This window comes from Photorhabdus kayaii (genome assembly GCF_025384895.1).
In the GTDB taxonomy this organism is placed as follows: Bacteria; Pseudomonadota; Gammaproteobacteria; order Enterobacterales; family Enterobacteriaceae; genus Photorhabdus; species Photorhabdus kayaii.
This window is the reverse complement of the sequence record NZ_JAJAFZ010000001.1, coordinates 130,474-155,279: the sequence shown is the minus strand read 5'-3', so window position 1 is coordinate 155,279 and position 24,806 is coordinate 130,474. Positions and strand designations below refer to the sequence as shown.

Below are 24,806 nucleotides of genomic sequence, written 5' to 3'. Positions count from 1 at the left end.
TTCGCTCCCTTGCCGCCGCGATGCATCTTGAAATCCATAGGGTATATTGCCACTTCAGAATAGCGATTCAGCTTATTATGCTATGAATTTAGTGAAGCTATAACCGAATCTAAAAGTTGTGAATTACAGGCAGATACCAATCCTCCACCAAACATAACTTTTTCTCTACTACCATTTAGCGTGCAGTAATCCCCACCTGCTTCTTTAATGCAAGGCAGAATAGCTGCGCTATCCCATGGTTTCATTAAAGTATCGATGGCACAATGAATACGACCATTTGCAACCATTGCGTGCTGATAACAGTCATTTATAAACATAAAATCTTTAGCTGTCTTCACCAAGGAATTGAGATTATACGGAATTGTCCCATCGGCTAGATGGTATGATGAACTATGTATCCCTGATGCAGAAATTACGGCATGACTAATTGTATCTGGAGAACCGTTTTGAATAATAAGCCTGCGTAATGAGACATCATTATTACTCATCCAACAACCCTGCCCTTCTGAAGCGTACACAATAGTTGAAATAGCAGGAAAACTAATAACACCCGTAGTAGGTTCTCCATTCTCGACAAATGCGATTAGAGTGCTAAACAATGGCACACCATATAGAAAGGCCCGAGTACCATCGATAGGATCGATAACCCAACCAGTTTCAAATTTACAAGATCCAGTCAATCCAAACTCCTCACCAAGAATAGGGACTCCCGGGCATTGTTGCTCTAAAAGATTTCTAATTTCAGATTCGATTCTTACATCAGTATCTGTTACAACAGAACGATCAAGTTTATATTCGAATTCCTGAGAGCCGTTGAATCCATCTTGAGTGATTTTTTTAACCTTTTTAATCGCTCTGAGTGCAATATTAAGCATATCTGTCATTTTATGTTGCCTAATAATGGGTCATATGTTGTGACCCATTTTCATTGTCATCCTTAAACCATCCCTAGAGAGGTGGTCTTTTACTGCTCACACCTGAAGTATCTTCATCATGAAATCATCAAGATTATCCTTAAAATCAATGATATAAGCCCATGAATACTCGGAGTGTTCATCGGAGAGTTTTACGGTACCTTCGCACTTCACTTCAAAATTGACTTGAATACATTTATTTTCACCTGCTTTGTACTCAGCAGAACTTACGAAATTAACTAATTCTAATAAATTTAAGTTGGTTTCTTCCTTGATTTCACGTGTAAGTCCTTGAACTATTGATTCAGCATTCTCAATACCACCTGAGGGTATCTCCCATACATTGGGGAGAAATTCATGTTCTGATCGTTTAAGAAATAGCACGCGTCCTTCTGGGTCTCGGATGATGCCACCTACAACGATACGATCGTAAGCAGAAAATAACTTTGCAATTTCCTTTGGAATGAGCCTATTCACTTTCGGAGCCTTTCAGTTGTAGAAGTAATAATTGCCAAGTAGTTATCAATGAAGTATTGGCGCTCAGGACCATACCAAATATCTAGTTTAAACATGCTATTATGGAATTTAATGGCATTTTTAAAGTTCTCAGGTAATACACGGTCTTTCTTTTCGTAGTTCTTAGAAATACGCTCTGGAGAGTGGAACAAACTGTAATTGTGGATAGGGCAAGTGGAGCCTGGAATATCTGCTTCAACAGCACCAGCTTTAATCAATGCATCAACAAATTCGTGCAAGCCAACTGTAAATTTACTCTTATCAAACATAATAGGCATTGCATACCATGCTGGGTCTGCTTTTTTTGGAATTCGGGTTATCTTCAAGCCATTAATTTTTTCGATTTCATGTTTCAGGATACGAGCGGTTTCACGTTTTTCTTCCATCATTTGATGGAATTTATCCATCTGCGGCAGTACAACAGCAGCGCCTAATGGGTGCATACGTAGGTTGAGACCTGTTCCAGTAATAGCAAATTCTTTCAAATTGTCTGTATGAACTTCTTTCTTTGCGCGTTTGTTAAAGTGACCAACAAGCACTGCACGTTCGTAAAACTCGCGGTGCTTAGTTGCAAAGAAACCACCTTCCCCGGAAGTTAGAATTTTCTTACCTTGGAAACTCCATGCAGAACCGTCAGTGAAACTACCAATCATTTTGTTATTCCAAGTAGCACCGTGTGCATGAGAGCTATCTTCTAAAAGAAGGATGTTATTTTTCTCACAAACTGCCATAAGTTCATCCATATCACAAGGTATACCCCACATATGCGTGACAACGACAGCTTTAGTCTTCGGGGTGATCAAAGATTCTACAGCCTTAGGGCAAATGTTTCCGTTGTCAGTACAGTCTGCAAATTTCAACTCTGCTCCTAGCTGGTGGAGTGGACTACAGGTTGCAAAAAATGTGTAACTTGGAACAATAACTTCATCGCCTATTCCTATACCTGCGCCATAATACATTGAAAATATAGCAAAGCAGATCCACAATATGATAACCCATATCTAACCAGACACCTCCTCCTGCATTACTGTACTTACCGCGCCAATTACTATTGGGATCCTTGCTTGGGATTGTGTATCGAATCTTAATTTGTTTGAGTTTGCCATTGTTTTCATCCATTACTGATTTTAGTTGTCTGTATGATTTAGTATACCGCTTTTGACAAACAGTAAATAGTTCAACGTTATTGGTATAGGCTAGTTGTTTCAATTTTTTAGCTTGATTGATACTAATGGCAAATGGTTTTTCTTTGATGATTTTTAATTTTTTTCCAGAGCAATACTTAATGACATCTTCATACATGTAATGAGGAAGAGCTACAAGAACAGAATCAGTGGGAACCTCTTCCAACATTTCTTGATAGCAAGAATAACTTGGTATTTTGTAATTAATTAGCTTACGTGCTTCGATAATGTTTTCTTCTAAAATATCACAGAGTCCAACGATTTCAATCTCTAATGTATTTATTGTAGGGATGTGCTCTTTAAGAACAATATTTCCGCAACCAATTATAGCTAGTTTCATTAATTCTCCTTAATCTTGGATTAATAGAACTATCTTCTGATTTAATAATTTTAATAGAGAATGTTCATATATTTGTAGTTCAAATATTATTTGTTATGTATTCTCTTAACGGATTATCGTATTTAAAATACTCTTTCCCGTTATAGAAGAATATATAACGCACAGTTATTCGTTCAAAAATTTCTGTTCTCTATCGATAAGGATGGGGATCTTAGCAATATTACTTAACCCCTCATTTATATAAAATAGTTAGATACGATAAAAAATTTATTCAATAAAATTAGAAACTAGAAATATGACCTGTATTTATAGATAAGTCATTACTGGTTTTTTGGCTTCTAGCGTTGCTCAACTGTATATACACATATCAAACCTAGCAAGCTACCGAAAATTAATAGAAAAACCATCATGTCATGCAGCACAATGTTGAACAACCCAGATATGTACATATAACAAGCAGCAATCACTAATTGGGCTGTATGAAGAATACCACTAGCACTACCGGCATTAGTCTTAAAAGGCTCTAGAGCTCTATTTAGCGTGATTGTAAATAAAATAGAGTTGATGATACCTATTAGTGAAAAGGTTATCATATAGCTATAAGTACCCAAAATATCTTCAAATTGGTATAGTTGGCATCCAGCAGCACCCAGTATAATTAGCCCTGTGTTAAGCAAAATTCTATCAGAAATCCAACGTCTCAATAAAGACAGACCAAATGAAGTCGTCACACTTAATGCCGCAAATAATCCCATCCAAAGCGCATATTCTTTGGTAGTTAAGCCATATTTGTTTATTAGTACGAGTGGACTGATATTTACATAAGTGAATACACTGGTAAGCCCGACAGAGGAAATAATCACCATCTTGATAAAATTGGGATCTAGAAAAGAATTTATCGACTGTACTTTATTCCCTAAATTTTCAAGTGGTCTGATATTCTTGTTCATATTAACAGAGGCAGCACTAACTATCACACCAAGAGCAGCCATAGAGTAAAATATGGACTTCCACCCCAACAGAACAATTATTGCTCCTATACTTGGTGCTAGGATTGGCACTGTACATGAAATACCATTGAGGATAGCGTAAGCTTTTACTCTCTCATCACTATCGTAAGAACATTTTCTCACTGTTGAAAGTGCCGCTATATAACATATTCCGCTGCCACATCCTTGAAGAAATCTACTGGTAATAAACAGCTCAACTTCTTGAGCAGGAGTAATTGCACACGATATTGATGACGCTATAAATAATGCTGATCCAAACACTGATGTTAATGACATACCAAATCGATCTACAGTTTTTCCAGCAAGTAATAGACTGCTTGCAACTCCTATGAGATAGACGGAAAACACCCGATTCATTTCTATATCAGAAGCTAAAAGGTGTAATTTTATGTTTGGCACAGATACTAAATAGAGATCAATGCCTAGTGGATAAAGTAGAACTAATAAGCTGAGCGATCGAATAACACTCCATTGCATACAATACATTCCAGAAAGTGAATAGGTGCAATGGCTAGCCCAAAGCAATTCAGCAAAACGGTGAGCCGAAATTTAGCAATTTCCTAAATGGAAATCCATAACTATAATTAGCTAAAAATAAATCGGGAAATATTTGTTTTGACTCTTATCAATGCTAAATTTCTTACTATCTATTACCTCAACAGTTTAAAAATAACGGTATTAAAATCTCCCGCCAGCAAATTAAAAAATGGGTGATGGATTTACGGGTGATAGATTTACCCGGTTTCCCTTGAGCTATTTTGATTTATTTTCGTACTGCCCATTATCACTAATGGAGTCATGGGCAGAGATAATTAATGATACGGGGTTGTTAGCAATCAGCCTTTCATTTTTTTCAGCGCATTTTCAACACCGGCGCCATATTCTGGGTGAACTTTTCTAAATAGCTCGACTTGGCGGCGTTGAGTATCTTCATGAGCTTGTGACAGTTCACTGGCGATACGGTCAAACATACGCTGATGCTCTTTACTACTGATTAAGTTATATAGTGCGCGAGGCTGACTGAAATAATCTTCATCTTGACGATGGTTCCAGTGATCGGCATCTCCTTCTAAAGACAATGATGGGTGTTTGAATTCAGGTTGTTCCTGGAACAATCCTGCATTGTTTGGTTCATAAGTCACGGTGTTTCCGCTGTTGCCATCGACCCGCATTGCCCCATCACGGTGGTAATTATGGAACGGACAACGAGGCGTATTGACTGGAATTTGATGGTGGTTAACGCCAAGACGATAACGTTGAGCATCACCATAAGAGAACAGACGGCCTTGTAACATCTTATCAGGGGAGAAACTGATACCTGGCACGACATTGGCTGGGTTGAAAGCAGCCTGTTCAACATCTGAGAAATAGTTATCAGGATTACGGTTTAGCTCGAAATAACCGACATCAATCATCGGATAATCGCCGTGAGGCCATACTTTGGTCAAATCAAATGGGTTGTACGATAACAGATTAGCTTCTTTCTCTGGCATGATTTGGACTTTTAATTTCCAGCGTGGATAATCTCCTTGCTCAATTGCTGCAAACAAGTCACGTTGAGAACTTTCACGATCTTTACCTACCAGCGCTTCTGCTTCTTCGTCCATCAGGTTTTTAATGCCTTGCTGACAACGGAAATGGAATTTCACCCAGAAACGTTCATTATCTTCGTTGATAAAGCTGAAAGCATGGCTACCAAAACCGTGCATATGACGGAAAGATTTAGGTACGCCACGGTCACTGAAATCAATCGTTAATTGGTGCAGTGATTCAGGTTGATGAGAGAAAAAATCCCATTTATAGGCAGGATTACGTAAATTAGTGTGAGGATCGCGTTTAACAACATGGTTAAGATCTGGGAACTTCAGCGGATCACGAAGATAGAATATCGGGGTATTGTTGCCGACTAAATCCCAGTTCCCTTCTTCAGTATAGAACTTAAGCGCAAAACCACGAATGTCACGTTCAGCATCTGCTGCGCCGCGCTCACCGGCGACGGTTGAGAAACGGGCAAACATCTCGGTTTTTTTGCCTATTTCAGAAAAAATCTTAGCGCGGGTGTACTTAGTAATATCGTGAGTAACCACAAAGATGCCATGAGCTCCAGAACCTTTGGCATGCATACGGCGCTCTGGGATCACTTCACGATCAAAATGGGCAAGCTTTTCTAAAAACCAAACATCTTGTAACAACATAGGACCACGTTGACCCGCAGTCATGACATTATTGTTGTCAACGACAGGGGCACCAGCATTCGTTGTAAGTCCTCTCTTTTTCATCACACTTCTCCTGTTTTACATGAAAAAAAACAGCGGAATCGCTGATTAAGAAAAAATGTTCTGGTCAAATGGCGAAATGCAAATATTGTGTTTTTTTATAATTCATTTATTATTTTCTTGTTTATTGTTTAAAATAAAACTATTTACATAATTAATTATTAAGCAAATGAAATGAAAAATTCACACATATTTAGTAAGTATAGATGATTCATTTCTTTTTGTTGTCTATCGGTTTAGTTGTATTTACGTAATATGTTTAACATTAAGTAAATAAAGAGGAAATATCATGAAGGTTTATCTTGCCGCGGTAGCAACCGGTTTGTTGTTGATTGCTGAATCAGCGAATGCAATTTCCGTGAATGTTCAGGCTGGCCGCCATTTCACCCATACTTCTGCGGCAATTGGTGATAACAGTGCTGGATTATCCTTTAATGGCAACTGGGCACGCAGTGATCATAATGGGCAGTTGGGAAGTTTGGGAACCGCATTTAGCCTGCCTGTTGGTCCATTGACGGCCAGCATTGGCGGTAAGGCTCTCTATTTATCCCCTAAAGATGGGAAAAATGGTGAGGCATTAGCCGCAGGTGTGGGTTTGAGTTGGACTATTATGCCCGCTTTAGCGCTGTACGGTGAAGCTTACGGTGCGCCATCCAGATTAACTTCGGGTATTGATTCTTATGTTGAGGCTGCGGGTGGCTTACGTTTTACCGTATTTAAACCGTTGACGGTGGATGCTGGTTATCGGGTTATGAACATGAGAGGGAAAGAGGGAAATAGGGATAACAAACTGGCTGATGGATTTTATATCGGTGCTGGTTTGAATTTCTAATTTACTTTTGCGTTTTGTCCGCACCATTGCTGATGCGGACAGTTAATTAACCTACTTCTGGCAGTAAACCACTGACAATACCTATCTGGATGGCAATGACTGTAATTCCGCAAAGAAATACTAGAATCAGAACGGGTTTTCCGCCTTTTACCCGATAGGCTTTTTGTTCAATTTGACGACTGCGCCAAGCCAGCATGGAAGGCAGTAACAGGGCGAGAATGGACAGTGCGACTGCGGCGAAAGTTAACGCCATAACAAAGTTTGGATAGTACAAGGAGCAAAGTAGTGGTGGAACAAAAGTCATGATGCCGGTTTGCAGGCGGCCTGTCGCATTATTACGGCGTTTGAACAGATCTGCCATATAGTCAAACAAACCTAGGGAGACCCCAAGAAATGAGGTTGCCAGTGCCAAATCAGCAAACAGACGGACAGCAAGCTCTACACGAGGCGTCGCGACAACTTCTCTCACCGCTTTTAACAGTCCATTCAGCCCTGATTGCTCCGCTAAGATGCCGACAAAAGTATGGGAAGAGATGGCACCCAGAGTGGCTAATTGCCATAAGATATAGGCAGTCAGTGGGATAGCACTGCCGATAACAAATATTTTGCGTAACTTACGGGTATCGCCCCCCATATAATTGACGATACTTGGCACACTGCCGTGAAAACCAAAAGAGGTGAATACCACGGGAATAGCTGATAATACCAAACCTTGTTCCAAAGGCATTGACATCAGGTTAGTGCTTTTAATGTGGGGCATCATGACGGTCAGCATAATAACCAGAAAAATAATTTTTGCCGTAAACAGCAGGCGGTTAATCATATCGACAGATTGAGTACTGATAGTGACAACACAACCCGCGACAAGAGTGAAAATCAGCACACCGTATGAAACAGGAATAGGTTTATCCAGCCATGAAGAGAGGCTGCCTGACAGCAACTCACCTGCACCACTGATATAAGCGGTTGTCAGAGCATACATGAGGAAAAGCATACTGAAACCGGTGAGCCATTGGCCTCCTCGCCCAAGATAACGTTTTGCCAGCGTTCCCAGGCCCGTATCGGCCGGGCTGTATTGATAAACTTCCACCAACAATAAAGCGGTATAGCTCATCAAAACCCAAAGAGCGATTAACATCACGAAGGTTGTTCCAAAACCGACACCGGCTGCTGCCAGCGGCATCGCCAGCATTCCTGCGCCAATTGTCGTGCCCGCTACGATAAAAATACTGCCAAGAGTACGATTCTTCACGCTTTCCCCTAGTTTCTGAACTGATTGAAATCGTTATGGAAAGGCAGGCTAAAGGATTAATTTATTCATGTCAAATTAAGGTTACACTTAGTGTAAATAAATAATTACAATTGTGTTTTTGCATGATCGTAAATGATGTATTTCATTAAATATAAAAAGTTACTTATTCTATTAAGTATTTAAAAAACCAGACTTTATTCACACTTAAATAAGATAATTTTTTATTTTCATCTAGATTGCCAATTAAAATAAGACGTTATTCATTATCTTAACAATTAACGCATGGTGAAATAAAAATTATCAATGGAAAGAATATCTGTTTGTTTTAGGACATTGGTTGTATCTGTTCTATTCGCTATATCGGGGCAAGCTTATGCTTCAGAGTTTATTGGCCCGGCGGATCAAGAGGTTATCACGCAACAACAGAAAGCGTTATTGCAGCAGGCTCAACAGCAGCGGGAGGCGTTACGTAACAACATCACTTTGTCTCCAGATTTAGAGCCCGAAACTGATGGTGCTAAATCTGTTTGTCATACCATCCGCTATATTCAATTTGAAGGTGTTGAGAGCCTTTCCCAATCAGTAAGGGAAAAACTAATACAACCTTATTTAACCCGTTGCTTAACCTTGCCAGATATTAATGAACTGGTGCGTAAAGTATCGAATGCCTATATCGAGCGAGGTTATGTCACTTCTCGGGCTGGGCTCAGAGCACAGGATTTATCCACCGGTACGCTCATTATTACCGTGAGTGAGGGCAAAGTTGAATCAATCACGCTTGATGGTGAGACATCCCTTTCATTGAAAATGGCCTTTCCGAGGATGGTTGGTAACATACTGAATCTACGGGATATTGAACAGGGGATGGAACAACTGAACCGGCTTCCTTCCCAACAGATAACCATTGATATTCAGCCAGGAAAACAGCCCGGTCATTCTGCGGTTATCTTAAAACGAATATCGACTCGTTTGCCGGTTGGCGCTAGTTTGGGGATAGATAATAGTGGTCAAAAAAGTACTGGCGCCGGGCAAATCAACGCCAGTGTGAATGTAGATAACCTATTACATCTTGCAGACCAATGGTCATTATCTGTCAGTCGCAACAACGATTTTCGTAATAACCACCGTAGTCGAAGTCTCTCTTCCAATGTGACGATTCCTTATGGTGACTGGTTGTTCAATTATCAATATGCGTGGAACGATTCTTTTCAGGAGATTCCGATCGGCTCACAAACCTACCGTTATGAAGGTGACAATCAAACTCACCGGCTAGCAATAAACCGGACGTTATATCGTGACGGTGAGCAGAAACTGGCTTTGAATGCAGGAATAACACATCGTCAGACGGCTAATTTGTTTGCAGGAAAGAAATTATCCATCAGCAGCCCGACATTAAGTGTTGCCAATCTTGGTATTAATTACAGTTCGGTACTGGCGGGTGGCTATATCACGTTCAACCCTGCATTGAGTTATGGCTTACCCGTGTTAGGCGCAACAAAAGATGATCCGCATTTCCCGGATGCTCCACGTAGCCAATTTCGCAAATTCAGCCTGAGTGCTAGCTATTTTGTCCCGATCTCCGACTCGCTTTATTACCTTTCATCTGCTTACGGTCAAACCACACCGTACAACCTTTATGCCAATGAGCGTCTCTCGTTAGGCGGGCAATATTCTGTTCGGGGATTTAAAGAACAATATCTGACCGGCAATCGCGGTGGGTATTGGCGTAATGAACTGAATTGGCAAATTTCAGAGTTGCCTGTGCTGGGTGAACTGGCCTTAACGGGAGCGCTGGATACGGGTTGGTTACAGGGAAAAACCAAGCAAATCGATGGCGGTAATGTTACCGGTACAGCGCTTGGCATATCACTGACGCACAGCAAGTTCAATCAAACGATGACATTGGGAACACCTCTGATTTATCCAGACCACCTGAAACCGGATAACTGGGTAGTTTACTGGTCTGTATCACTGATTTTTTAGCGATGTAATACGGATATTTATACCAATAACTTTGTACTCAAATTAAGAAAGGACAGAATAATGGAAAGACGTAACGGCCCTATGGCAAGGGGCGCTTGTTATCTTTTAATTTATCTTACTGCCGTATATCCCCTTCATCCTGCTATTGCGGCCGGGATCACGCCAGATAATAACCGAACACAGGTACAAAACCAGGGTAATGTGCCGATCGTAAATATTGCTACGCCTAATGGTGCAGGAATATCTCACAACACCTATAAAGAGTTTAATATTGCCACTCAGGGTGCCGTATTAAATAACGCCACTCAGGTTGCTAAATCACAATTAGCCGGGCAACTTAACGCTAACCCTAACTTGAATGGTAAATCGGCTGAATTGATTATTAATGAAGTCACCGGTAGTGGTCGATCGGATCTTCAAGGAAAACTAGAGATAGTTGGTCATAAAGCCAATGTGATGATTGCCAACCCTAATGGCATTATTTGTGATGGTTGTGGTTTTATCAATACTGGCAGTGCAACATTGACCACGGGTAAACCTCAATTTGATAAACAGGGCGCATTGGAGGCATTGGAGGTTAAAAAAGGCCAGATTACTATTGGTGGCAAAGGGTTGGATGGTAAGACAACGGATTATATCGATATTATCAGCCGAGTGACTGAATTAAATGGAAAAATTCAAGCTAATAATTTATCCCTGACGCAGGGAGCTAACCGGATTGATTTTAACGATGGCACAGTGAAAAAAATCACTGGAGAAGGTGTTAAACCTCAATTAGCCGTTGATACCAAAGCATTAGGCGGCATGTATGCCAATAAAATCCGTTTGGTTGCTACGGAAGATGGTGTCGGTGTTAATCTTAAGGATTTAATCAGCAATCAGCGTGATATTACCTTAAACGTTAATGGCAAAATTGAGCTGGGAAATGCCAAAGCCAAAACGGATTTTAATCTTAGCGCTAAAGAGACTCATATTGCGCAAAAGAGACTCATATTGCGCAAAATATTAAGGTACAAGCGGAACGGGATATTACTCTGGCAAGTACTAAATTGGATAATAAAGGGAGTGTAACTGCGGGCCGGGATATGCGGATATTTGGTGATACCTTGCGTAATACCGGTGATAAAGCACTTTTGCAAGCCAATAATAATATGTGGTTACAGAAAGATTCTCAGGGAAATAAGAGCACTCTGATTGAAAATAAATCTGCAACGATAAAGACTGTGAAAGGGGATTTGGTTGTTCGCACTGATAAACTGGATAATATAAGAGATCAAACCATAACTGAATGGAAAACCATTCCGGCTGACTCCGTAGGAATTAATAAATGGGCTGGTAGTTTTTATGGTATCAGACAAGGTGTTGATTCCGTCATTACATTGGCTGTGAAATTGAAAGATTTTAATCGGGATAAATGGTTTGGTATTATTGATTTATTAAAAAATAACTTTATCAATATTAAACAGGATAGATTTTCAATAAAGGCGATAAGCCCAGCAGGGAATATTGTTTCTGGTGGTAATGCTTATATTAATGCAACTAATTTGCGAAATGATGTTTCATCTATATATGCGAAAAAGGATCTTATTCTCACCGGGGAAAATATTGATATTATCAGTCGTCAATTAGGTAAGAAAAATACATTTTGGCATTATACTACATCAAACCCTATGGTTGGCAGTGAATTCAAAGATGATGATGCACCACCGGGTGATTGGGATTTATTTTATGTTTATGAAGATGCAGAATATACTAAGCAAGGAGAGTTATATACTTGGGGAGAAGAAAGTTATATATCGTCTTCAATTAGTGCGGAAAAAAATCTAGTAGCGGATTTTAAAAATAACTTAAATATCAGAACGTTGATTCCTGATGATGCAAAAAATCTGTCAGAAATAACAGTAACTGCCCGACCTGACACATTATCAGCAAAAAACATTTTGCTTCACGCAGGTAAAATCAATATCACTGATAAACTAAAGGCTATTGATGGGTTAAATATTATTTCCGAGAATGATATTAATCTTAATAATTCAGCATTGATTTCATCAAATAGCTTATCTATGACAGCAACTAATAATATTAATGCTTTGCAAGGTGAACTAAAAGCCAAAGATGTAACTATTATCAGCCGCAACGGGAATGTTCAGTTTCAGAGTAGTAGTAAGCCAGGATATTTTAATCCTGATAATACGCGTAAAATAAGCAGCTTGGAAGCTACGGGTGATTTACTCTTACATGCAGGTAAAAATATTCTTCTTCGCAATATTTTCTTAACGAAAAGTCATAATATTTCTTTAACTGCAAATCATGATATTACCATTGATAATAACAGTGAGTTATTGACACATAAACGAATGGGGGATGTGAACGCTGAAAATAAAGAACAAACGCTGTTTAATCAGATGTTATCTACAATAGGTAAACTTGATGCTAAAAGTTCTGTTGTGATTAATGCTGGCGGAAATTTATCTATTAAGGGAGTTAATGTTTCAGCGGTAAAAGATATCAACTTGACCGCTGCAAAAAACATTGATCTCGCTCCCCGTGAATTATCTCCTTCACTGAATAAACTATTTTCCACATCCCGTTCTGGTGAATTAAGTAGCCGATTAACCGCAGGAAATAATATCAATATTATCAGTGGTGCAGATATCAATGGCAAGGCGGCTCAAATTAACGCCAAAGGTAACACATTATTATCAGCAGGTCGGAATATTAACTTGTTAGCTCTGGGCTATTCCGCTATTGATAATAAGAACGATAACAATAAAGATGATCGCCATATCGTTGCTGTAGTTAATGGTGGAAAACAGCTTACCTTAGCTGCTAATGGAACGCTGATTACCCAAGGCGCTACATTAAGCTCAGGCGGAAATACAACGATTTCTTCCGGCGGCAATATGCGTTTTGAATCAGTGCAGAATCACGCTTACCGGGAAAAAGGCAGGGAATTCACCGAATCAGTCACACAGCAAGGTACTGCATTGACTAGTGGCGGTATATTAACTGTTATTTCAAACGGCAGTATTCTTTTCCAAGCCACTAAACTGACTGCCAAAGGTGCGATGGACGTCGCGGCGAAAGGCGGTTATCTGTACGCTCAGGCAATGGAAGAATCTAGCCACTATGAGAAAACAGAAACCAAACGTAAGTGGTATGGCAAAAAGAAAACCATTAAACGTACCCGCCATGATGTTACTAATAAAGTCACTGAATTTACCGCGGGTGGTGATATTAACCTGTTAAGTCGGGATGATAGCACTTACGAAGCCAGTAAAATTGCGACTAATAAAAACGCCAAACTGACCAGCACTCACGGTAAAGTTAATTTTAAGGCGGTAAAAAATACCTCTTTTGAACAGACTATTACCTATTCCAAAGGCTTTTATATTAAGCAAAGGGATAAAGGTTATACCGAAACCCAATGGGTATTACCGCAGATTTTCACTGGTGGAAAACTGACAGTGGAAGCAGCCAACGGTGTTAGTGCTGATATTAAAGCTAAAAATGGTCAGTCATTGCAAAATGTATTAGCCGTATTGGGAAATACGCCAGAAACAGCTTGGTTGAAAGGGCTTCGAGAAAATAAAGATATCCAGTGGAATGTGGTCAAAGACGCTTATGACAGTTGGGATCACAAGAGCCAGCATTTGAATCCAGTGGTTTCTGCGGTAATTGCGATTGCAGCGGCGGCGGCAACCGCAGGCAGTTCTTTAGCGGCATCTGTTGCATCTTATGCGGGTAATAGCGTTGCGGGTGGGGCGTTAACTGCGGGAATGTCATCACTGGCGGCACAGGCGGCCGTTGCTATTGTGGATAATCAGGGGGACATATCCAAAGCGCTAAAAGTATTAGGTAGCAGTGATGCGGTTAAATCAACAATTACCTCAATGGCGATTGGTGGCGCATTGGCCGGATTTGATTCCTACATGGGATGGGATAAAGCGGCTGATGGTACCAAATTAGATCCCACAAAAGCGAAATTACCCCAAATCAGCAATGGTGATTGGAATAAAGTCGTCCAACGGGTAGCGGGTCAATCCATTATTAGTTCTAGCTTGAATACCGCCATTAACGGCGGCAGCTTTAAAGATAATTTGACTACGGCTCTGTTGGCTAATATTGGCAGCCAGATTAATGCGGAAGGTGCCAGATTAATTGGTGACAACGGCGAAGTGCTTGGAGTGCCGGGTAAAACGTTAAGCCATGCAGTTGTCGCAGGGATAAGCGCTGAAATTGGCAGAGGAAATGTTAAAGGCGCAATGGCAGGGGCTTTGGCTGCGGAATTGGCTGGTTCTATTATGGATAATAGCTTGTTTGAGCCTAAATTTCGTGATGAATCAGAACGTCAGTTAAATAAGCTAATAAAGGCTATGTCTGATAATGAATCTAATGCCCAGCTAGCAAAAGTTTTTGGTTCAGTAGCGGGAGCAATAGTAACAGGAACGCCGGATGGTGCTTACAGTGGTGCAAATGCATCTGAGATAGTTTTTCGTTATAACTATATTGATCATCAGCTTACTCAGTTAGCGTTAGAAAACCAAAAAGATATGTTGGCTGCAATGGAAGGTGATAAAGAGGCTTTAATTCGTGTGGAAGCTCGTCAACAAGCTGCGTTAGCAGTTATGGATTACATCCCTGTCATTGGCGCAACGAAAGGATTTTATGATGCAGAGAAATTGGAAGATTATCTTCTTGCTACTCTCAGTGTTATTCCTAGTGGGAAGTTATCAGTAAAAATCATTGAAAAACTTAAAGTTGCGGTTAAAGCTAAAAATGCCCCTGAAACAAGGATATTGTTGAATGAAATTAAGCGTGATATTAGTAAGTCAGGAACAGTATGGGATTCTATAAAAGCAACACAGCCTGCAATTCCTGGAACATCAATACCAAAATCGTTTGAGATGACGGTAAATGGAAAAGTTGTATGGGTTAACCCAAATGCAACCAAGCATATGGAGGAATATCTAACGCGTAATGGATTGTCACACAGCACAACAGAAGGGAGCCAAGCTATGTTGTCAAGTCTTCAACATGCGATCAAGAATGCATCATCTCAAGGTTTGAAGTTTAATGAAAAAATGCAAGTAGGTCGTTGGGAGTTAATATTTAGTCAGCGATCTACAGATCCTTATCCAGTATTAAAACATGCGTTGTATAAATAATGATGCTGAAAATAATCAAGCCAGTAAATGATCAGGAAGTAATCATTAATATTGATGGTTACACACCTATTGATATCCAATTAGTTGATAATATAAACGAAACTCCTTTATATTGGAGAGTTGGTGATGATAAGAAGAGTTTATTAGAGTTTGCTATTTTGCCTAGTAATGGCAGAATTGCAGCGATTACTTTGGTTATAATTAATCCAGAGTTTATTCAATATGCAGATGATTATCTTATTGAATCATATGAAAGTAAATGTGGTTTTCCTATAGTTGATGTGAATATATGGAGATTTACTGAAAATAATGATTTTAATCATCGTTTTATCGATGAATTCAATTGTGTGATTAAGGCATTGATTTATCAAGAATCTATAATGTTGGTCATAAAAGAGAAATGTATGTTATCCAGTTGGATTAAATGTAGCAACTCTTTGTGGTTGGGATTGGACGATGATGAAAATATTGTAAGTGTTCTAATAAGAGGATTATCAAAAGAAGATATCAATAATTTCTTTAATTCTATTAGTTAGTGTATATCAAGCTAATTTTATCTTGGATTGATATGCGATATTGCTATGTAGTAAAAATGGGTAACATCGGTTTCCATACCGATGTTACCAAATATATATTTTTTTATTACCTTAGATAGTCTTTGTGTTGTATTAGGAAATTTTTTACTGCTTACTGGATCTATCCAATGGAGTCTTGCGATTGAAATAGTATGGGTATCCTTTTGAGGATTTTGTTGCTACGCAAATGCCAGCAGGTTCTCGGTTGCCTGAAAGGTTTAAGACTTTTGATTTTTATGATGAAAAAACAGGTTTGGCTACCAGTGTAAAAACATTGGATACACGTACTGCGGCAAGGATTAAAGATCCGAAACAACTTTATTCTTCCATAAAAGGGAACATTGATTCAGTGGTAGATTTTAGTGGGCATGTTAAAAAGGGTGAAGAAGTAACATCATCGATGATTTCACAACGAGAGATTCGCATTGCTGTACCAAAAGCCACGACGGTAAATCAGTGGGAGCAAATTAACCGTGCAATAGTTTATGGTGCAGAAAAGAATATTAACGTCAAAATTACAGTGGTGAAATAATGAGTGAAATTTTTGAACGATGGAAAAATGCCAGATGTGTATTTAATGGTGATTTCTACTCAGTAACAGCTTATTCTGGTTATCGTGCACTTAATTTAGATACTTCAAGAGGCAACTATATGTTAACTTCTGATGTTTCTGATGAGGAGCTAGGCATTGTAATTCTGGATGCTCTTTCTAAAAGTCGGCTGATTGATCCCGATGATAATTTTTTTGACAATGAAAAAAAGGCTGAGAGATATAAAGAATGGGTTAAACTCTTAATGGAAACTTACAATTATCGTTCAAAACGTCAGCTTTTTAAAAAAATGCATAACTGTGGAATCCAATTGCTTGATGGCCAAATAACGATAAGACCATCTAGCCATGAAAAATTGGAAGGTTGGTCTGAAGATGGTATTTCTGAAGCTGATTATGTCGTGATTCCGGCAGACAGTTCTCCTGAGGAAGTTGGTGCGGCATTACGATTGGCTTTTTCACGTTGCAGAAGTTATGTTTGACAATAAAATAACAATTTGTTTTTACATTGATTATTCATGATCTTTGATTTAGAGAGTTAATTAAGGTGGACACGTAGTAGTTATTATGTGTCCGCTAATTATTTCGAAAAGATTCAAATAGTTATTAAATAAGCCTTACTGCTAAAATTACGGTGGTGAAGTAATGAACATAGATTTTGATCAAGGATTGAATGCGGGTGTTAAGTTTAATGGTGATTTTTATTCAATACAAACCTATTCAGGCAACGGTTTATTAGGGGTAGATCCCTTAGGAAGCGAATACCTATTACAGCCAGTTGCATCTGATCAAGAGTTGGGAAAGGCTGTGCTTGATGCTTTATCAAAAAGTAGGATAATCCCACTTGATGAGTATGGGGATTATTTTGATCATGATGCAAATGACAAACAGTATAAAAACTGGATCACAGAGATGATGGGATCTTATGGTTATCGCTCAAAACGTCAGTTATTCAAGAAGATGAACAATTGCAATATTCGCTTGTTAGATGGTGTGATAACTATTATGCCCTACGGTCACAAAAAACTTGAGCTTTGGACAGGGCAGGGTATTGTCGAATCTGATTATGTCATTATTCCGGCAAACAGTTCTCCTGAGGAAGTTGGTGCGGCATTACGGCTGGCTTTTTCACGTTGTAGGAGTTATGTTTGATTAAAGAACCTAAGTTTTATTTCGTAACTGATCATAGCGATATCCATTATATAAAATCATCAGTAAACAGAATATATGGCATTGTTCTGTTAAGAATAAATCTTATGAATAGTAAAACTGTTTTAGTTGATAAAAATGGTAATAAAAAGAAGTTAATAAAGTCTTTTAGACCATTTATTAACTTCCGATATTTTTAATGAACTCATATATATTTGGTTTTTATTTTCCTCTAAAAACTAATTTATTAATTTTTATATTGTAAATAATTATTAATTCTATAGTCTTTTAATACTTGGTCTATTACCCAACTGGTTCGTGAGCCTGATTCTCCTGTTGATGGGCAAAATCCTTTTCCTTGTAATTCATTAATTATTGTATTAATCAATGGCATTTCTATATGCTTTGGATTATCAATATTAAATTGGTGTAATTTATTATTTTCGTCATAATATGAAATGGCTGAATTTCCAAATGTAGAGAAAGATATTTTTCCTTTAGTACCAATTATTTCAACATTATCTCCTCTAGAGTTCGACACAAAATTCCATATACCCACACCTTGAATATTATTTTCAAACATAAATGACATTGATACACAATCTTCAGCGGGATAAGCATTCCCTTGTGAATTTGCATGTCCTTTGACAGAAATAATCTTTCCCAAAAGAAAGTCTAATATATCAAGAGTATGACATGCTAAATCAACAAATAACCCACCACCGGAAATTTCTGGATTAACAACCCAAGGTAAATGATGAGGATCTTGGTAACATTTCTCTATCTCTCTATAAAGTATACAGTTTACTATCCTTGGTGTTCCTATCGCGCCTGACTCAATTAATTCTTTGATCTTTAAAAATCTTGGCAATGCTCTTCTGTAATAAGCTACAAATAAGGGAACATTTTGGGATTTACAAGTCGCGATCATCTCATTACATTCTTCGAATGTTAATGCCATAGGTTTTTCTACATATATTGCTTTACCAGCTTTAGCCGCTAAAATAGTATATTCTTTATGTGTAGAGGGAGGTGTTGCAATATATACTGCATCAATGTCTTTGTCATTAATAAGTGAATTAGCGTCAGAATACCATTTAGGGACATTATGTCTCTTAGCAAAATCCTCTGCTAAATTAGCGTTGCGCCGCATTACTGCAACTAATTCAGAATTATCTAATTTATAAAAGGCAGGGCCACTTTTTACTTCAGTAACATCACCGCAACCAATAATGCCCCATTTTATTGTTTTTTTCATTTTATTTTCCCAATATGTTTATATCGAATTCTTTCTTAATAAAATCTTGGTGGAGATTATAATAGAATTCTGATTTATCCCATTTTTTTCGTTCCAATATATGATTATATAACATGTTTTTTACTTCTGAATCAAGCGAGTTAATATAATCTTCATCAAATTTCTTATAATCCATTACACCGAAGTGACATGTGGGTTCACATCTATTAGTATGGTAACCCAATTGTATTGTTGCGCGATTATGTTTCAGTATGCCACCATATCCTCTATGTATTGCCAAATTATTATAAAAGATAGCTTCTCCTGGATTTAGTATGATTTTTTCACCGATATTAATGTCAGGCGATTTCATTGGGGCTATTTTTTTTGAACCAGAAAATAATGCTTTTTCTATATTATTAAAATTACGAATATGGCTACCTTTTACAAACCATAAACATTCATCTTTATATAACGGTATGTTTATTTGAATATTATTATGGAAATGCTTATCTGAATACCATGAGTCGAGAATTTCTTCATCAGGAATTTGTATTACATCACGATGCCAGCCTTGACGGTAGTCAACCCCTTTATTTGCGTAGAATAATGAGGCACCATCAAGTATGATGTCTCCACCTTTTAATAAATGGCTACAAATCTCAATAATTTTATTATTATTAATAATTGATTGAATTCCCTTAATTGCCATTTTGGGTTGAATAAATTGAATATTAAACATCTTATCATTATTTTGTTTGATATGATTATGTATTATATTTAAGTATAGATCAATTTTAGACTCTGATAAGATAGGTTTAATAATATACCCATCTTTATTAAACTGTAATAATTCATCTTTATTTAGCATATTTACTAACCTTAAGTAATTAAAATTATTTTTATATTGTAGAATAATTTTCTGGAGTATTGTCATTGAGGAATTTAATAATATTTTTTATTATTCTTTCTTTTCCGGTCTTTATATCTAAACACATTGTTTGTCTATGAATTTTCAATCTGGTTTCATAATCAAATATTTTTATAATGGAATTTATAAAAACATCATCAGAAATATCATTATGTAAACCTAATTTGAAAAAACCTACTGTATTAGAAAAATAATGCAAATTTTCTCGTTTATTTGCAGAAATTGATATAGATGGAATACCTAATGCAGCTAGTTCATATACTGTTCTTCCATTAGAACTGATTGCAATATCAGCAGCCAACATATGTTGGGACATACCGGTCTTAATATTATTTATCCATTGAATATTTTTATAATTTCCAAAATTTAAGAAAGAATTTAATTCTTGGGTAAAAGGATAAGCCGGGCCTGTAATAACTGTTACTATAATATCTTGGAAGAAATTACATGTGGATAATAACTTCAAAAATCGCAAAGTTAGGTTGTTTGGATCTTCTCCTCCAAAAGATAATAATATAGATTTTACCATTTTATTTATTTTTATTCTATTTGACGAAATAAATTCGTCTCGTAGATCAATATAATTATGTCCATAAAGGACATGAGGATATCTTCCTGAAGAATAAATAGCATTTATAGTAAGATCTGTTTTCTTTACACCACTCCCGGTGTCTTCAAATGTAATGATTTTTTTGCCTAAATTTTTTATGGCGTCAATATAACTTTCATCAGTGTCTAATGTGTCATTTATCACTAAGTTTGGATTTATTTTTTTGACATATTGGTAAATGGGTATATTCCTATTTTGTAGGATAAGTTTTATATCTAAAGATTTTAAATAATTAAAAGCGTTTATACTTTCATGAGTGCATAAAACATATACATCGTTATTCTTTAAACTTTTGCTTAAATCAGCCACCCTAAAAGTATGTCCCATTCCGATTCCAGGATAGCCAGCAACTATAAATAGTATTCTTTTTCTCATTTTATACTTTTGTTTAGATATTAGAGGGTTATGATCATTAATTAGTTTATGATAAACAGGGATGAAGCATAAGTTGATTTTTTTCTGAATACAATGTTTTTATTTAAAAATAACTATTTTTAGTTATTTTATGTTTGCATGGCTCCTATTAAATTCTCCTTTCCTCCAAATATGGGAGAGTATTTTGAGATCAAATTTGGAAAGCTTTTCTTCTGCTGGTACTGATATTTTTCAAGCTAATATACCAATTAGCTTGAATTTCTTTTAGGGTTTGCCAAGTACGATGATTGGTCTTTTCTTAGGTAAAAGATGAGTAATTTTAGGATATTTAGATACAGTACTTACTATAGTTATTTATTGTGATGTAGCTCAGTTAAACTGAATGAAAAAAATAGTAATAGATTGTTTTTTAATAAAATAAATGGAGTTTAAAGCTTATTGTAATATACAATTACAAATAAAACTTTAGATAACCCGATAAATTAATTATGGTTATAAAATAGTGTTTGATATTGTTGAATTATTGATTTTATTAGGTATATATATGGATAAAAATGACGTATATACCTGTCATCTTTCAAGTTACCTCTTTGTTGGCTGCGCTCACTCACCCCGGTCACATCGTTATCTATGCTCCCGGGGATTCGCTCCCTTGCCGTCGCGATGCATCTTGAAATCCATAAGGTATATATTGAATTTTTTCTTAATAAAATCTTGGTGGAGATTATAATAGAATTCTGATTTATCCCATTTTTTTCGTTCCAATATATGATTATATAACATGTTTTTTACTTCTGAATCAAATGTTAATGCCATAGGTTTTTCTACATATATTGCTTTGCCAGCTTTAGCCGCTAAAATGGTATATTCTTTATGTGTGTAGGGTGGTGTTGCAATATACATATCGAATCGTTTATTAATTAAATACTTGTGAGGGTTATAGTTGAGATTTGACTTATCTCATTTTTTCTATCCAATATCTATGTATATAACATGTTTTTTATTTTTCAAGCAAGTAAGTTAATATGATTTTTCCCCAGTATTAATATCAGGTGATTTCGACGGTGCAATTTTTACAGTAGTTGTTTTACATTAATCAGTTATAGTCTTTGATTGATATAGTCAATGCTAGCTTGATGAAATGTGATTTAGTGGGCTTTTCGGTCAGAATATTTTTTTGTCACCAGAAATTTGGTGAATTGATCATCAAATCCACAACATTTATAATCAATACATATCAACATTGAAGGTGGTGAGGATATGAAGAGACAAGTGAAAACAATGACTCTCCCAGCGATGACAGCGGCGTTATTGGCGTCTCTGGCTCCTGTTCCGGCTAAAAGTACCGTTCTACCGATGACGGTCGTTGAAATACAAAAATCGGCAGGTTTGATATCTACATTGACATTTAACCTGAAAGATGAACAGGTTTTTCTGCCTTTGTCAGAGGCAACTGCTTACTTGCAAAGTCTGAATGAGTACACGCGAAAGTCGTTATCTGAAGCTATCGCTCATCGTGTTGCTAAGGGGAGTGGTGAATTGTTTTCAAATTCAGTACGCATAAGAAAATTAGCCAATGACAACATTGAATATTGCATGAGGATAAAAGAGGCAATACGTATCGTTCTGTCATCTGATAATCTGAGTAAGAATTTTACAGATCCGTCTCAGCGAGAAATATTTCGGGTGAATATTGTGAAGTTCGGTCGAGCAATAGCGAACTCTGAATATACTGCGTGTGATATTCTTTCGGCTATTGAACAAAGCCTGCCTCCGACAAAGACATATCATCCTGATAATTTACCTACTTCTAGAGAAGTTAAATTGATGATATTAGCAGAACATAAAAACCTTGGTCTGTCAGAGCCGGAATTTTTATAATGGGAGTCAGTGTTACTGTTCATAAAGATGTTGAATTTCATGAGGTTGCAATAGTTTATGCAAAGTTGTTAGAGCATTGGAAAAGGACGGCGTTATTACCTTCTGTATTTGGCCGGGATGGTCAATGGGAACATAATAGCAGAACCTTAGATTCAAATATCTATAAATTGCATATTAGGATGCCAGATGAAATACCGTGGGAAAAATATAAGCCACAGATTGATCGATGTTCGGATAATTATTTAGTGTATGTGCAGCATTGGATGGATAGTAAGAGTTTTCAGGTGATAAGTATTATGAGCCCAAAGGCTCACGAATTAGCAAAGACGTCATTTCTTACAGAGCTTGAGCGTAGGGCTGAGGAGTTCCATTCCATCTAAATTACTATATAACCTGCTGTTAATAAATTAAAAGCCCTTATATACCCAATGGATTTCAAGATGCATCGCGGCGGCAAGGGAACGAATCCCCGGGAGCATAGATAACTATGTGACCGGGGTGAGAGAGTGCAGCCAACAAAGAGGCAACTTGAAAGATGACGGGTATAAATTCGGGGATTCTTTGTCCATGCTATCAAGGTGTGGATATTCGTATTCATTATTGAGTGTTAGTTTTTAAGATAAATACTAAAGCTCAATCTCAATATCACTAAGCGGATGACAGCAGCAGGGTAAAATTTCGCCTTCATTAACAAAAGCCAGAGGTTTGCGTCGATAGCCGACTTTGCCTTTTATCAATTTGACACGACAGGAACCGCAATAACCTTCGCGGCATTGGTATTCAGCTTGAACTCTACCTTGTTCCAGTGCCTCTAGCAGACTGTTATGTAGTTCGGGAGAGCTGTAGATATGATAACCCTGCATACCATGCAGGGTTACTTTATAGCTTGTCATCAGAGTTCAAAATCACTCAGGTCGTCAGGGTTAACTTCAGCATCAATCTGACCAACCAGATATGAACTAACTTCAACTTCTTGTGGCGCGACTTGAACGTTATCAGACACCAGCCAGGCGTTAATCCACGGAATCGGGTTAGAACGCGTTTCAAATGGCAGTTTCAGCCCGACAGCCTGCATGCGGATGTTAGTAATGTACTCAACATATTGACACAGAATATCTTTGTTCAAGCCAATCATCGAGCCTTCGCTGAACAGGTAATCTGCCCACTCTTTTTCTTGTTCCGCCGCCTGAACGAACAGGTCATAGCACTGTTGTTCACACTCTTTGGCAATTTCTGCCATTTCCGGGTCGTCCTGACCAGAGCGCAACAGATTCAGCATATGTTGTGTGCCGGTCAGATGTAGTGCTTCGTCACGGGCGATCAATTTGATGATTTTTGCATTACCTTCCATCAATTCGCGTTCAGCAAAGGCAAATGAACAGGCAAAACTGACGTAAAAGCGGATCGCTTCCAGTGCGTTAACGCTCATCAGGCACAGATATAATTGCTTTTTCAGTTCACGCAGACTCACCGTGATGGTTTTACCGGTAATCTGATGTGTGCCTTCACCAAATAGCTGGTAGTGATTAGTCATCTCAATCAGATCATCGTAATAAGAGGAAATGTCTTTCGCCCGTTTCAGAATCTCTTCGTTGGTGACAATATCATCAAACACAACCGCCGGATCGTTAACGATGTTCCGAATGATGTGAGTGTAAGAACGTGAATGAATCGTTTCAGAAAAAGACCAAGTTTCAACCCAGGTTTCCAGCTCCGGGATGGAGATCAAGGGCAGAAAAGCCACGTTCGGGCTGCGGCCCTGAATAGAGTCCAGCAGCGTTTGATATTTTAAGTTACTGATAAAAATATGCTTTTCATGGTCTGGCAGCGCATTGTAATCAATGCGATCGCGAGACACATCGACTTCTTCCGGGCGCCAGAAGAAAGAGAGCTGTTTTTCGATCAATTTCTCGAAAATCGGATACTTTTGTTGGTCATAACGGGCTACGTTTACTGGCTGACCAAAAAACATGGGTTCCTGTAACTGATCGTTTTTGACTTGTGAAAAAGTGGTATAGGCCAT

General features: G+C 37.8%; 24 protein-coding genes and 1 pseudogene. 11 read left to right on the top strand and 14 right to left on the bottom strand.

Features of this window, described 5'->3' with window-relative positions:
* Positions 1-80: 80 nt before the first annotated feature.
* The 6 genes from LGZ98_RS00880 to LGZ98_RS00855 all read right to left on the bottom strand — a co-directional run bounded on the left by LGZ98_RS00880 (position 81) and on the right by LGZ98_RS00855 (position 6,243).
* Positions 81-884 (bottom strand): inositol monophosphatase family protein, encoded by an 804-nt coding sequence (locus LGZ98_RS00880; protein WP_229015665.1) that lies wholly within the window; start codon positions 882-884, stop codon positions 81-83.
* An 87-nt stretch (positions 885-971) separates the two neighbouring features.
* Positions 972-1,391, bottom strand: a complete 420-nt coding sequence (locus LGZ98_RS00875; RefSeq protein ID WP_113042513.1) for an NUDIX domain-containing protein — start codon at positions 1,389-1,391, stop codon at positions 972-974.
* Positions 1,388-2,389, bottom strand: a complete 1,002-nt coding sequence (locus LGZ98_RS00870; protein ID WP_113042514.1) for a DegT/DnrJ/EryC1/StrS family aminotransferase — start codon at positions 2,387-2,389, stop codon at positions 1,388-1,390. Before LGZ98_RS00870 ends, LGZ98_RS00875 begins: the two co-directional genes overlap by 4 nt.
* Positions 2,355-2,954, bottom strand: coding sequence for a Gfo/Idh/MocA family protein (locus LGZ98_RS00865; protein WP_262977575.1), 600 nt, complete (start codon positions 2,952-2,954; stop codon positions 2,355-2,357). Before LGZ98_RS00865 ends, LGZ98_RS00870 begins: the two co-directional genes overlap by 35 nt.
* A 338-nt stretch (positions 2,955-3,292) precedes the next feature.
* Entirely contained in the window at positions 3,293-4,441 is a 1,149-nt protein-coding gene (locus LGZ98_RS00860) for an MFS transporter (RefSeq protein WP_262977574.1), read from the bottom strand.
* Between the two features lie 359 nt (positions 4,442-4,800).
* Positions 4,801-6,243, bottom strand: coding sequence for a catalase (locus LGZ98_RS00855; RefSeq protein ID WP_113042518.1), 1,443 nt, complete (start codon positions 6,241-6,243; stop codon positions 4,801-4,803).
* 286 nt (positions 6,244-6,529) lie between these two features.
* On the opposite strand from LGZ98_RS00855, the gene LGZ98_RS00850 reads away from it, so the two are divergent.
* Entirely contained in the window at positions 6,530-7,072 is a 543-nt protein-coding gene (locus LGZ98_RS00850) for a YfaZ family outer membrane protein (protein ID WP_113042520.1), read from the top strand.
* Positions 7,073-7,118: 46 nt separating this feature from the next.
* Here LGZ98_RS00850 and tyrP read toward each other — a convergent pair whose 3' ends face one another.
* Complete coding sequence (gene tyrP / locus LGZ98_RS00845) at positions 7,119-8,324, bottom strand: tyrosine transporter TyrP (protein ID WP_113026111.1); 1,206 nt, start codon at positions 8,322-8,324, stop codon at positions 7,119-7,121.
* Positions 8,325-8,627: 303 nt separating this feature from the next.
* Between tyrP and LGZ98_RS00840 the strand changes: the two genes are divergently transcribed.
* The 7 genes and pseudogenes from LGZ98_RS00840 (at position 8,628) to LGZ98_RS00805 (ending at position 17,752) form a co-directional block, all read left to right on the top strand.
* Positions 8,628-10,307 carry a ShlB/FhaC/HecB family hemolysin secretion/activation protein gene (locus LGZ98_RS00840; RefSeq protein WP_262977573.1) on the top strand — a complete coding sequence of 560 codons (1,680 nt, stop codon included), beginning with the start codon at positions 8,628-8,630 and terminating at the stop codon, positions 10,305-10,307.
* 60 nt (positions 10,308-10,367) lie between these two features.
* Positions 10,368-11,378 carry a two-partner secretion domain-containing protein gene (locus LGZ98_RS24415; protein ID WP_262977572.1) on the top strand — a complete coding sequence of 337 codons (1,011 nt, stop codon included), beginning with the start codon at positions 10,368-10,370 and terminating at the stop codon, positions 11,376-11,378.
* Positions 11,357-15,475 (top strand): DUF637 domain-containing protein, encoded by a 4,119-nt coding sequence (locus LGZ98_RS24105; protein WP_449301170.1) that lies wholly within the window; start codon positions 11,357-11,359, stop codon positions 15,473-15,475. The genes LGZ98_RS24415 and LGZ98_RS24105 overlap by 22 nt, the downstream gene beginning before the upstream one ends.
* Complete coding sequence (locus LGZ98_RS00820) at positions 15,475-16,011, top strand: hypothetical protein (protein ID WP_011147280.1); 537 nt, start codon at positions 15,475-15,477, stop codon at positions 16,009-16,011. The genes LGZ98_RS24105 and LGZ98_RS00820 overlap by 1 nt, the downstream gene beginning before the upstream one ends.
* A 205-nt stretch (positions 16,012-16,216) precedes the next feature.
* Positions 16,217-16,582: pseudogene (locus LGZ98_RS00815) on the top strand (endonuclease toxin domain-containing protein); the annotation flags it as partial.
* Positions 16,582-17,082: a contact-dependent growth inhibition system immunity protein gene (locus LGZ98_RS00810; RefSeq protein WP_262977570.1), complete on the top strand. Its 501-nt coding sequence runs from the start codon at positions 16,582-16,584 to the stop codon at positions 17,080-17,082. The pseudogene LGZ98_RS00815 and the gene LGZ98_RS00810, both read left to right, overlap by 1 nt.
* 163 nt (positions 17,083-17,245) lie before the next feature.
* Complete coding sequence (locus LGZ98_RS00805) at positions 17,246-17,752, top strand: contact-dependent growth inhibition system immunity protein (protein ID WP_113026115.1); 507 nt, start codon at positions 17,246-17,248, stop codon at positions 17,750-17,752.
* A gap of 244 nt (positions 17,753-17,996) precedes the next feature.
* Here the strand turns inward: LGZ98_RS00805 and LGZ98_RS00800 are convergent, their stop codons facing one another.
* From LGZ98_RS00800 to LGZ98_RS00780, 5 genes are all read right to left on the bottom strand, one after another.
* Positions 17,997-19,007, bottom strand: coding sequence for a Gfo/Idh/MocA family protein (locus tag LGZ98_RS00800; protein WP_262977569.1), 1,011 nt, complete (start codon positions 19,005-19,007; stop codon positions 17,997-17,999).
* A 1-nt stretch (position 19,008) separates the two neighbouring features.
* Complete coding sequence (locus tag LGZ98_RS00795) at positions 19,009-19,857, bottom strand: phytanoyl-CoA dioxygenase family protein (protein ID WP_113042532.1); 849 nt, start codon at positions 19,855-19,857, stop codon at positions 19,009-19,011.
* 31 nt (positions 19,858-19,888) lie between these two features.
* On the bottom strand, positions 19,889-20,902 hold the full coding sequence (locus LGZ98_RS00790; RefSeq protein WP_113042535.1) for a PseG/SpsG family protein: 1,014 nt from the start codon (positions 20,900-20,902) through the stop codon (positions 19,889-19,891).
* Positions 20,903-21,384: 482 nt separating this feature from the next.
* Positions 21,385-21,522, bottom strand: coding sequence for a hypothetical protein (locus LGZ98_RS00785; protein ID WP_158536564.1), 138 nt, complete (start codon positions 21,520-21,522; stop codon positions 21,385-21,387).
* Between the two features lie 4 nt (positions 21,523-21,526).
* Positions 21,527-21,805 carry a Gfo/Idh/MocA family oxidoreductase gene (locus LGZ98_RS00780; protein WP_262977568.1) on the bottom strand — a complete coding sequence of 93 codons (279 nt, stop codon included), beginning with the start codon at positions 21,803-21,805 and terminating at the stop codon, positions 21,527-21,529.
* Positions 21,806-22,162: 357 nt separating this feature from the next.
* Between LGZ98_RS00780 and LGZ98_RS00775 the strand changes: the two genes are divergently transcribed.
* The 3 genes from LGZ98_RS00775 (at position 22,163) to LGZ98_RS00765 (ending at position 23,401) form a co-directional block, all read left to right on the top strand.
* The gene (locus LGZ98_RS00775; RefSeq protein ID WP_113042539.1) at positions 22,163-22,783 is read left to right on the top strand and encodes an iron-sulfur cluster assembly scaffold protein SufA; all 621 of its coding nucleotides are present in this window, start codon (positions 22,163-22,165) and stop codon (positions 22,781-22,783) included.
* A complete protein-coding gene (locus tag LGZ98_RS00770) occupies positions 22,783-23,163 on the top strand; it encodes a type II toxin-antitoxin system YafO family toxin (protein ID WP_110087293.1) in 381 nt (126 codons plus the stop codon). The genes LGZ98_RS00775 and LGZ98_RS00770 overlap by 1 nt, the downstream gene beginning before the upstream one ends.
* A 109-nt stretch (positions 23,164-23,272) precedes the next feature.
* Complete coding sequence (locus tag LGZ98_RS00765) at positions 23,273-23,401, top strand: hypothetical protein (RefSeq protein WP_262405112.1); 129 nt, start codon at positions 23,273-23,275, stop codon at positions 23,399-23,401.
* An 8-nt stretch (positions 23,402-23,409) separates the two neighbouring features.
* On the opposite strand, the gene yfaE is transcribed toward LGZ98_RS00765, so the two are convergent.
* Both yfaE and nrdB read right to left on the bottom strand, forming a co-directional pair.
* On the bottom strand, positions 23,410-23,676 hold the full coding sequence (gene yfaE, locus LGZ98_RS00760; protein WP_011147271.1) for a class I ribonucleotide reductase maintenance protein YfaE: 267 nt from the start codon (positions 23,674-23,676) through the stop codon (positions 23,410-23,412).
* Complete coding sequence (gene nrdB / locus LGZ98_RS00755) at positions 23,676-24,806, bottom strand: class Ia ribonucleoside-diphosphate reductase subunit beta (RefSeq protein WP_262977567.1); 1,131 nt, start codon at positions 24,804-24,806, stop codon at positions 23,676-23,678. Before nrdB ends, yfaE begins: the two co-directional genes overlap by 1 nt.

Excerpts from the sequence above, each read along its gene's own strand:
- LGZ98_RS00880 (WP_229015665.1), bottom strand. The coding sequence starts at position 884 with ATGACAGATATGCTTAATATTGCACTCAGAGCGATTAAAAAGGTTAAA.
- LGZ98_RS00870 (WP_113042514.1), bottom strand. The coding sequence starts at position 2,389 with ATGTATTATGGCGCAGGTATAGGAATAGGCGATGAAGTTATTGTTCCA.
- LGZ98_RS00865 (WP_262977575.1), bottom strand. The coding sequence starts at position 2,954 with ATGAAACTAGCTATAATTGGTTGCGGAAATATTGTTCTTAAAGAGCAC.
- LGZ98_RS00860 (WP_262977574.1), bottom strand. The coding sequence starts at position 4,441 with ATGCAATGGAGTGTTATTCGATCGCTCAGCTTATTAGTTCTACTTTAT.
- LGZ98_RS00855 (WP_113042518.1), bottom strand. The coding sequence starts at position 6,243 with ATGAAAAAGAGAGGACTTACAACGAATGCTGGTGCCCCTGTCGTTGAC.
- LGZ98_RS00850 (WP_113042520.1), top strand. The coding sequence starts at position 6,530 with ATGAAGGTTTATCTTGCCGCGGTAGCAACCGGTTTGTTGTTGATTGCT.
- LGZ98_RS00840 (WP_262977573.1), top strand. The coding sequence starts at position 8,628 with ATGGAAAGAATATCTGTTTGTTTTAGGACATTGGTTGTATCTGTTCTA.
- LGZ98_RS24415 (WP_262977572.1), top strand. The coding sequence starts at position 10,368 with ATGGAAAGACGTAACGGCCCTATGGCAAGGGGCGCTTGTTATCTTTTA.
- LGZ98_RS00820 (WP_011147280.1), top strand. The coding sequence starts at position 15,475 with ATGATGCTGAAAATAATCAAGCCAGTAAATGATCAGGAAGTAATCATT.
- LGZ98_RS00810 (WP_262977570.1), top strand. The coding sequence starts at position 16,582 with ATGAGTGAAATTTTTGAACGATGGAAAAATGCCAGATGTGTATTTAAT.
- LGZ98_RS00805 (WP_113026115.1), top strand. The coding sequence starts at position 17,246 with ATGAACATAGATTTTGATCAAGGATTGAATGCGGGTGTTAAGTTTAAT.
- LGZ98_RS00800 (WP_262977569.1), bottom strand. The coding sequence starts at position 19,007 with ATGAAAAAAACAATAAAATGGGGCATTATTGGTTGCGGTGATGTTACT.
- LGZ98_RS00795 (WP_113042532.1), bottom strand. The coding sequence starts at position 19,857 with ATGCTAAATAAAGATGAATTATTACAGTTTAATAAAGATGGGTATATT.
- LGZ98_RS00790 (WP_113042535.1), bottom strand. The coding sequence starts at position 20,902 with ATGAGAAAAAGAATACTATTTATAGTTGCTGGCTATCCTGGAATCGGA.
- LGZ98_RS00780 (WP_262977568.1), bottom strand. The coding sequence starts at position 21,805 with ATGTATATTGCAACACCACCCTACACACATAAAGAATATACCATTTTA.
- LGZ98_RS00775 (WP_113042539.1), top strand. The coding sequence starts at position 22,163 with ATGAAGAGACAAGTGAAAACAATGACTCTCCCAGCGATGACAGCGGCG.
- LGZ98_RS00770 (WP_110087293.1), top strand. The coding sequence starts at position 22,783 with ATGGGAGTCAGTGTTACTGTTCATAAAGATGTTGAATTTCATGAGGTT.
- yfaE (WP_011147271.1), bottom strand. The coding sequence starts at position 23,676 with ATGACAAGCTATAAAGTAACCCTGCATGGTATGCAGGGTTATCATATC.
- nrdB (WP_262977567.1), bottom strand. The coding sequence starts at position 24,806 with ATGGCCTATACCACTTTTTCACAAGTCAAAAACGATCAGTTACAGGAA.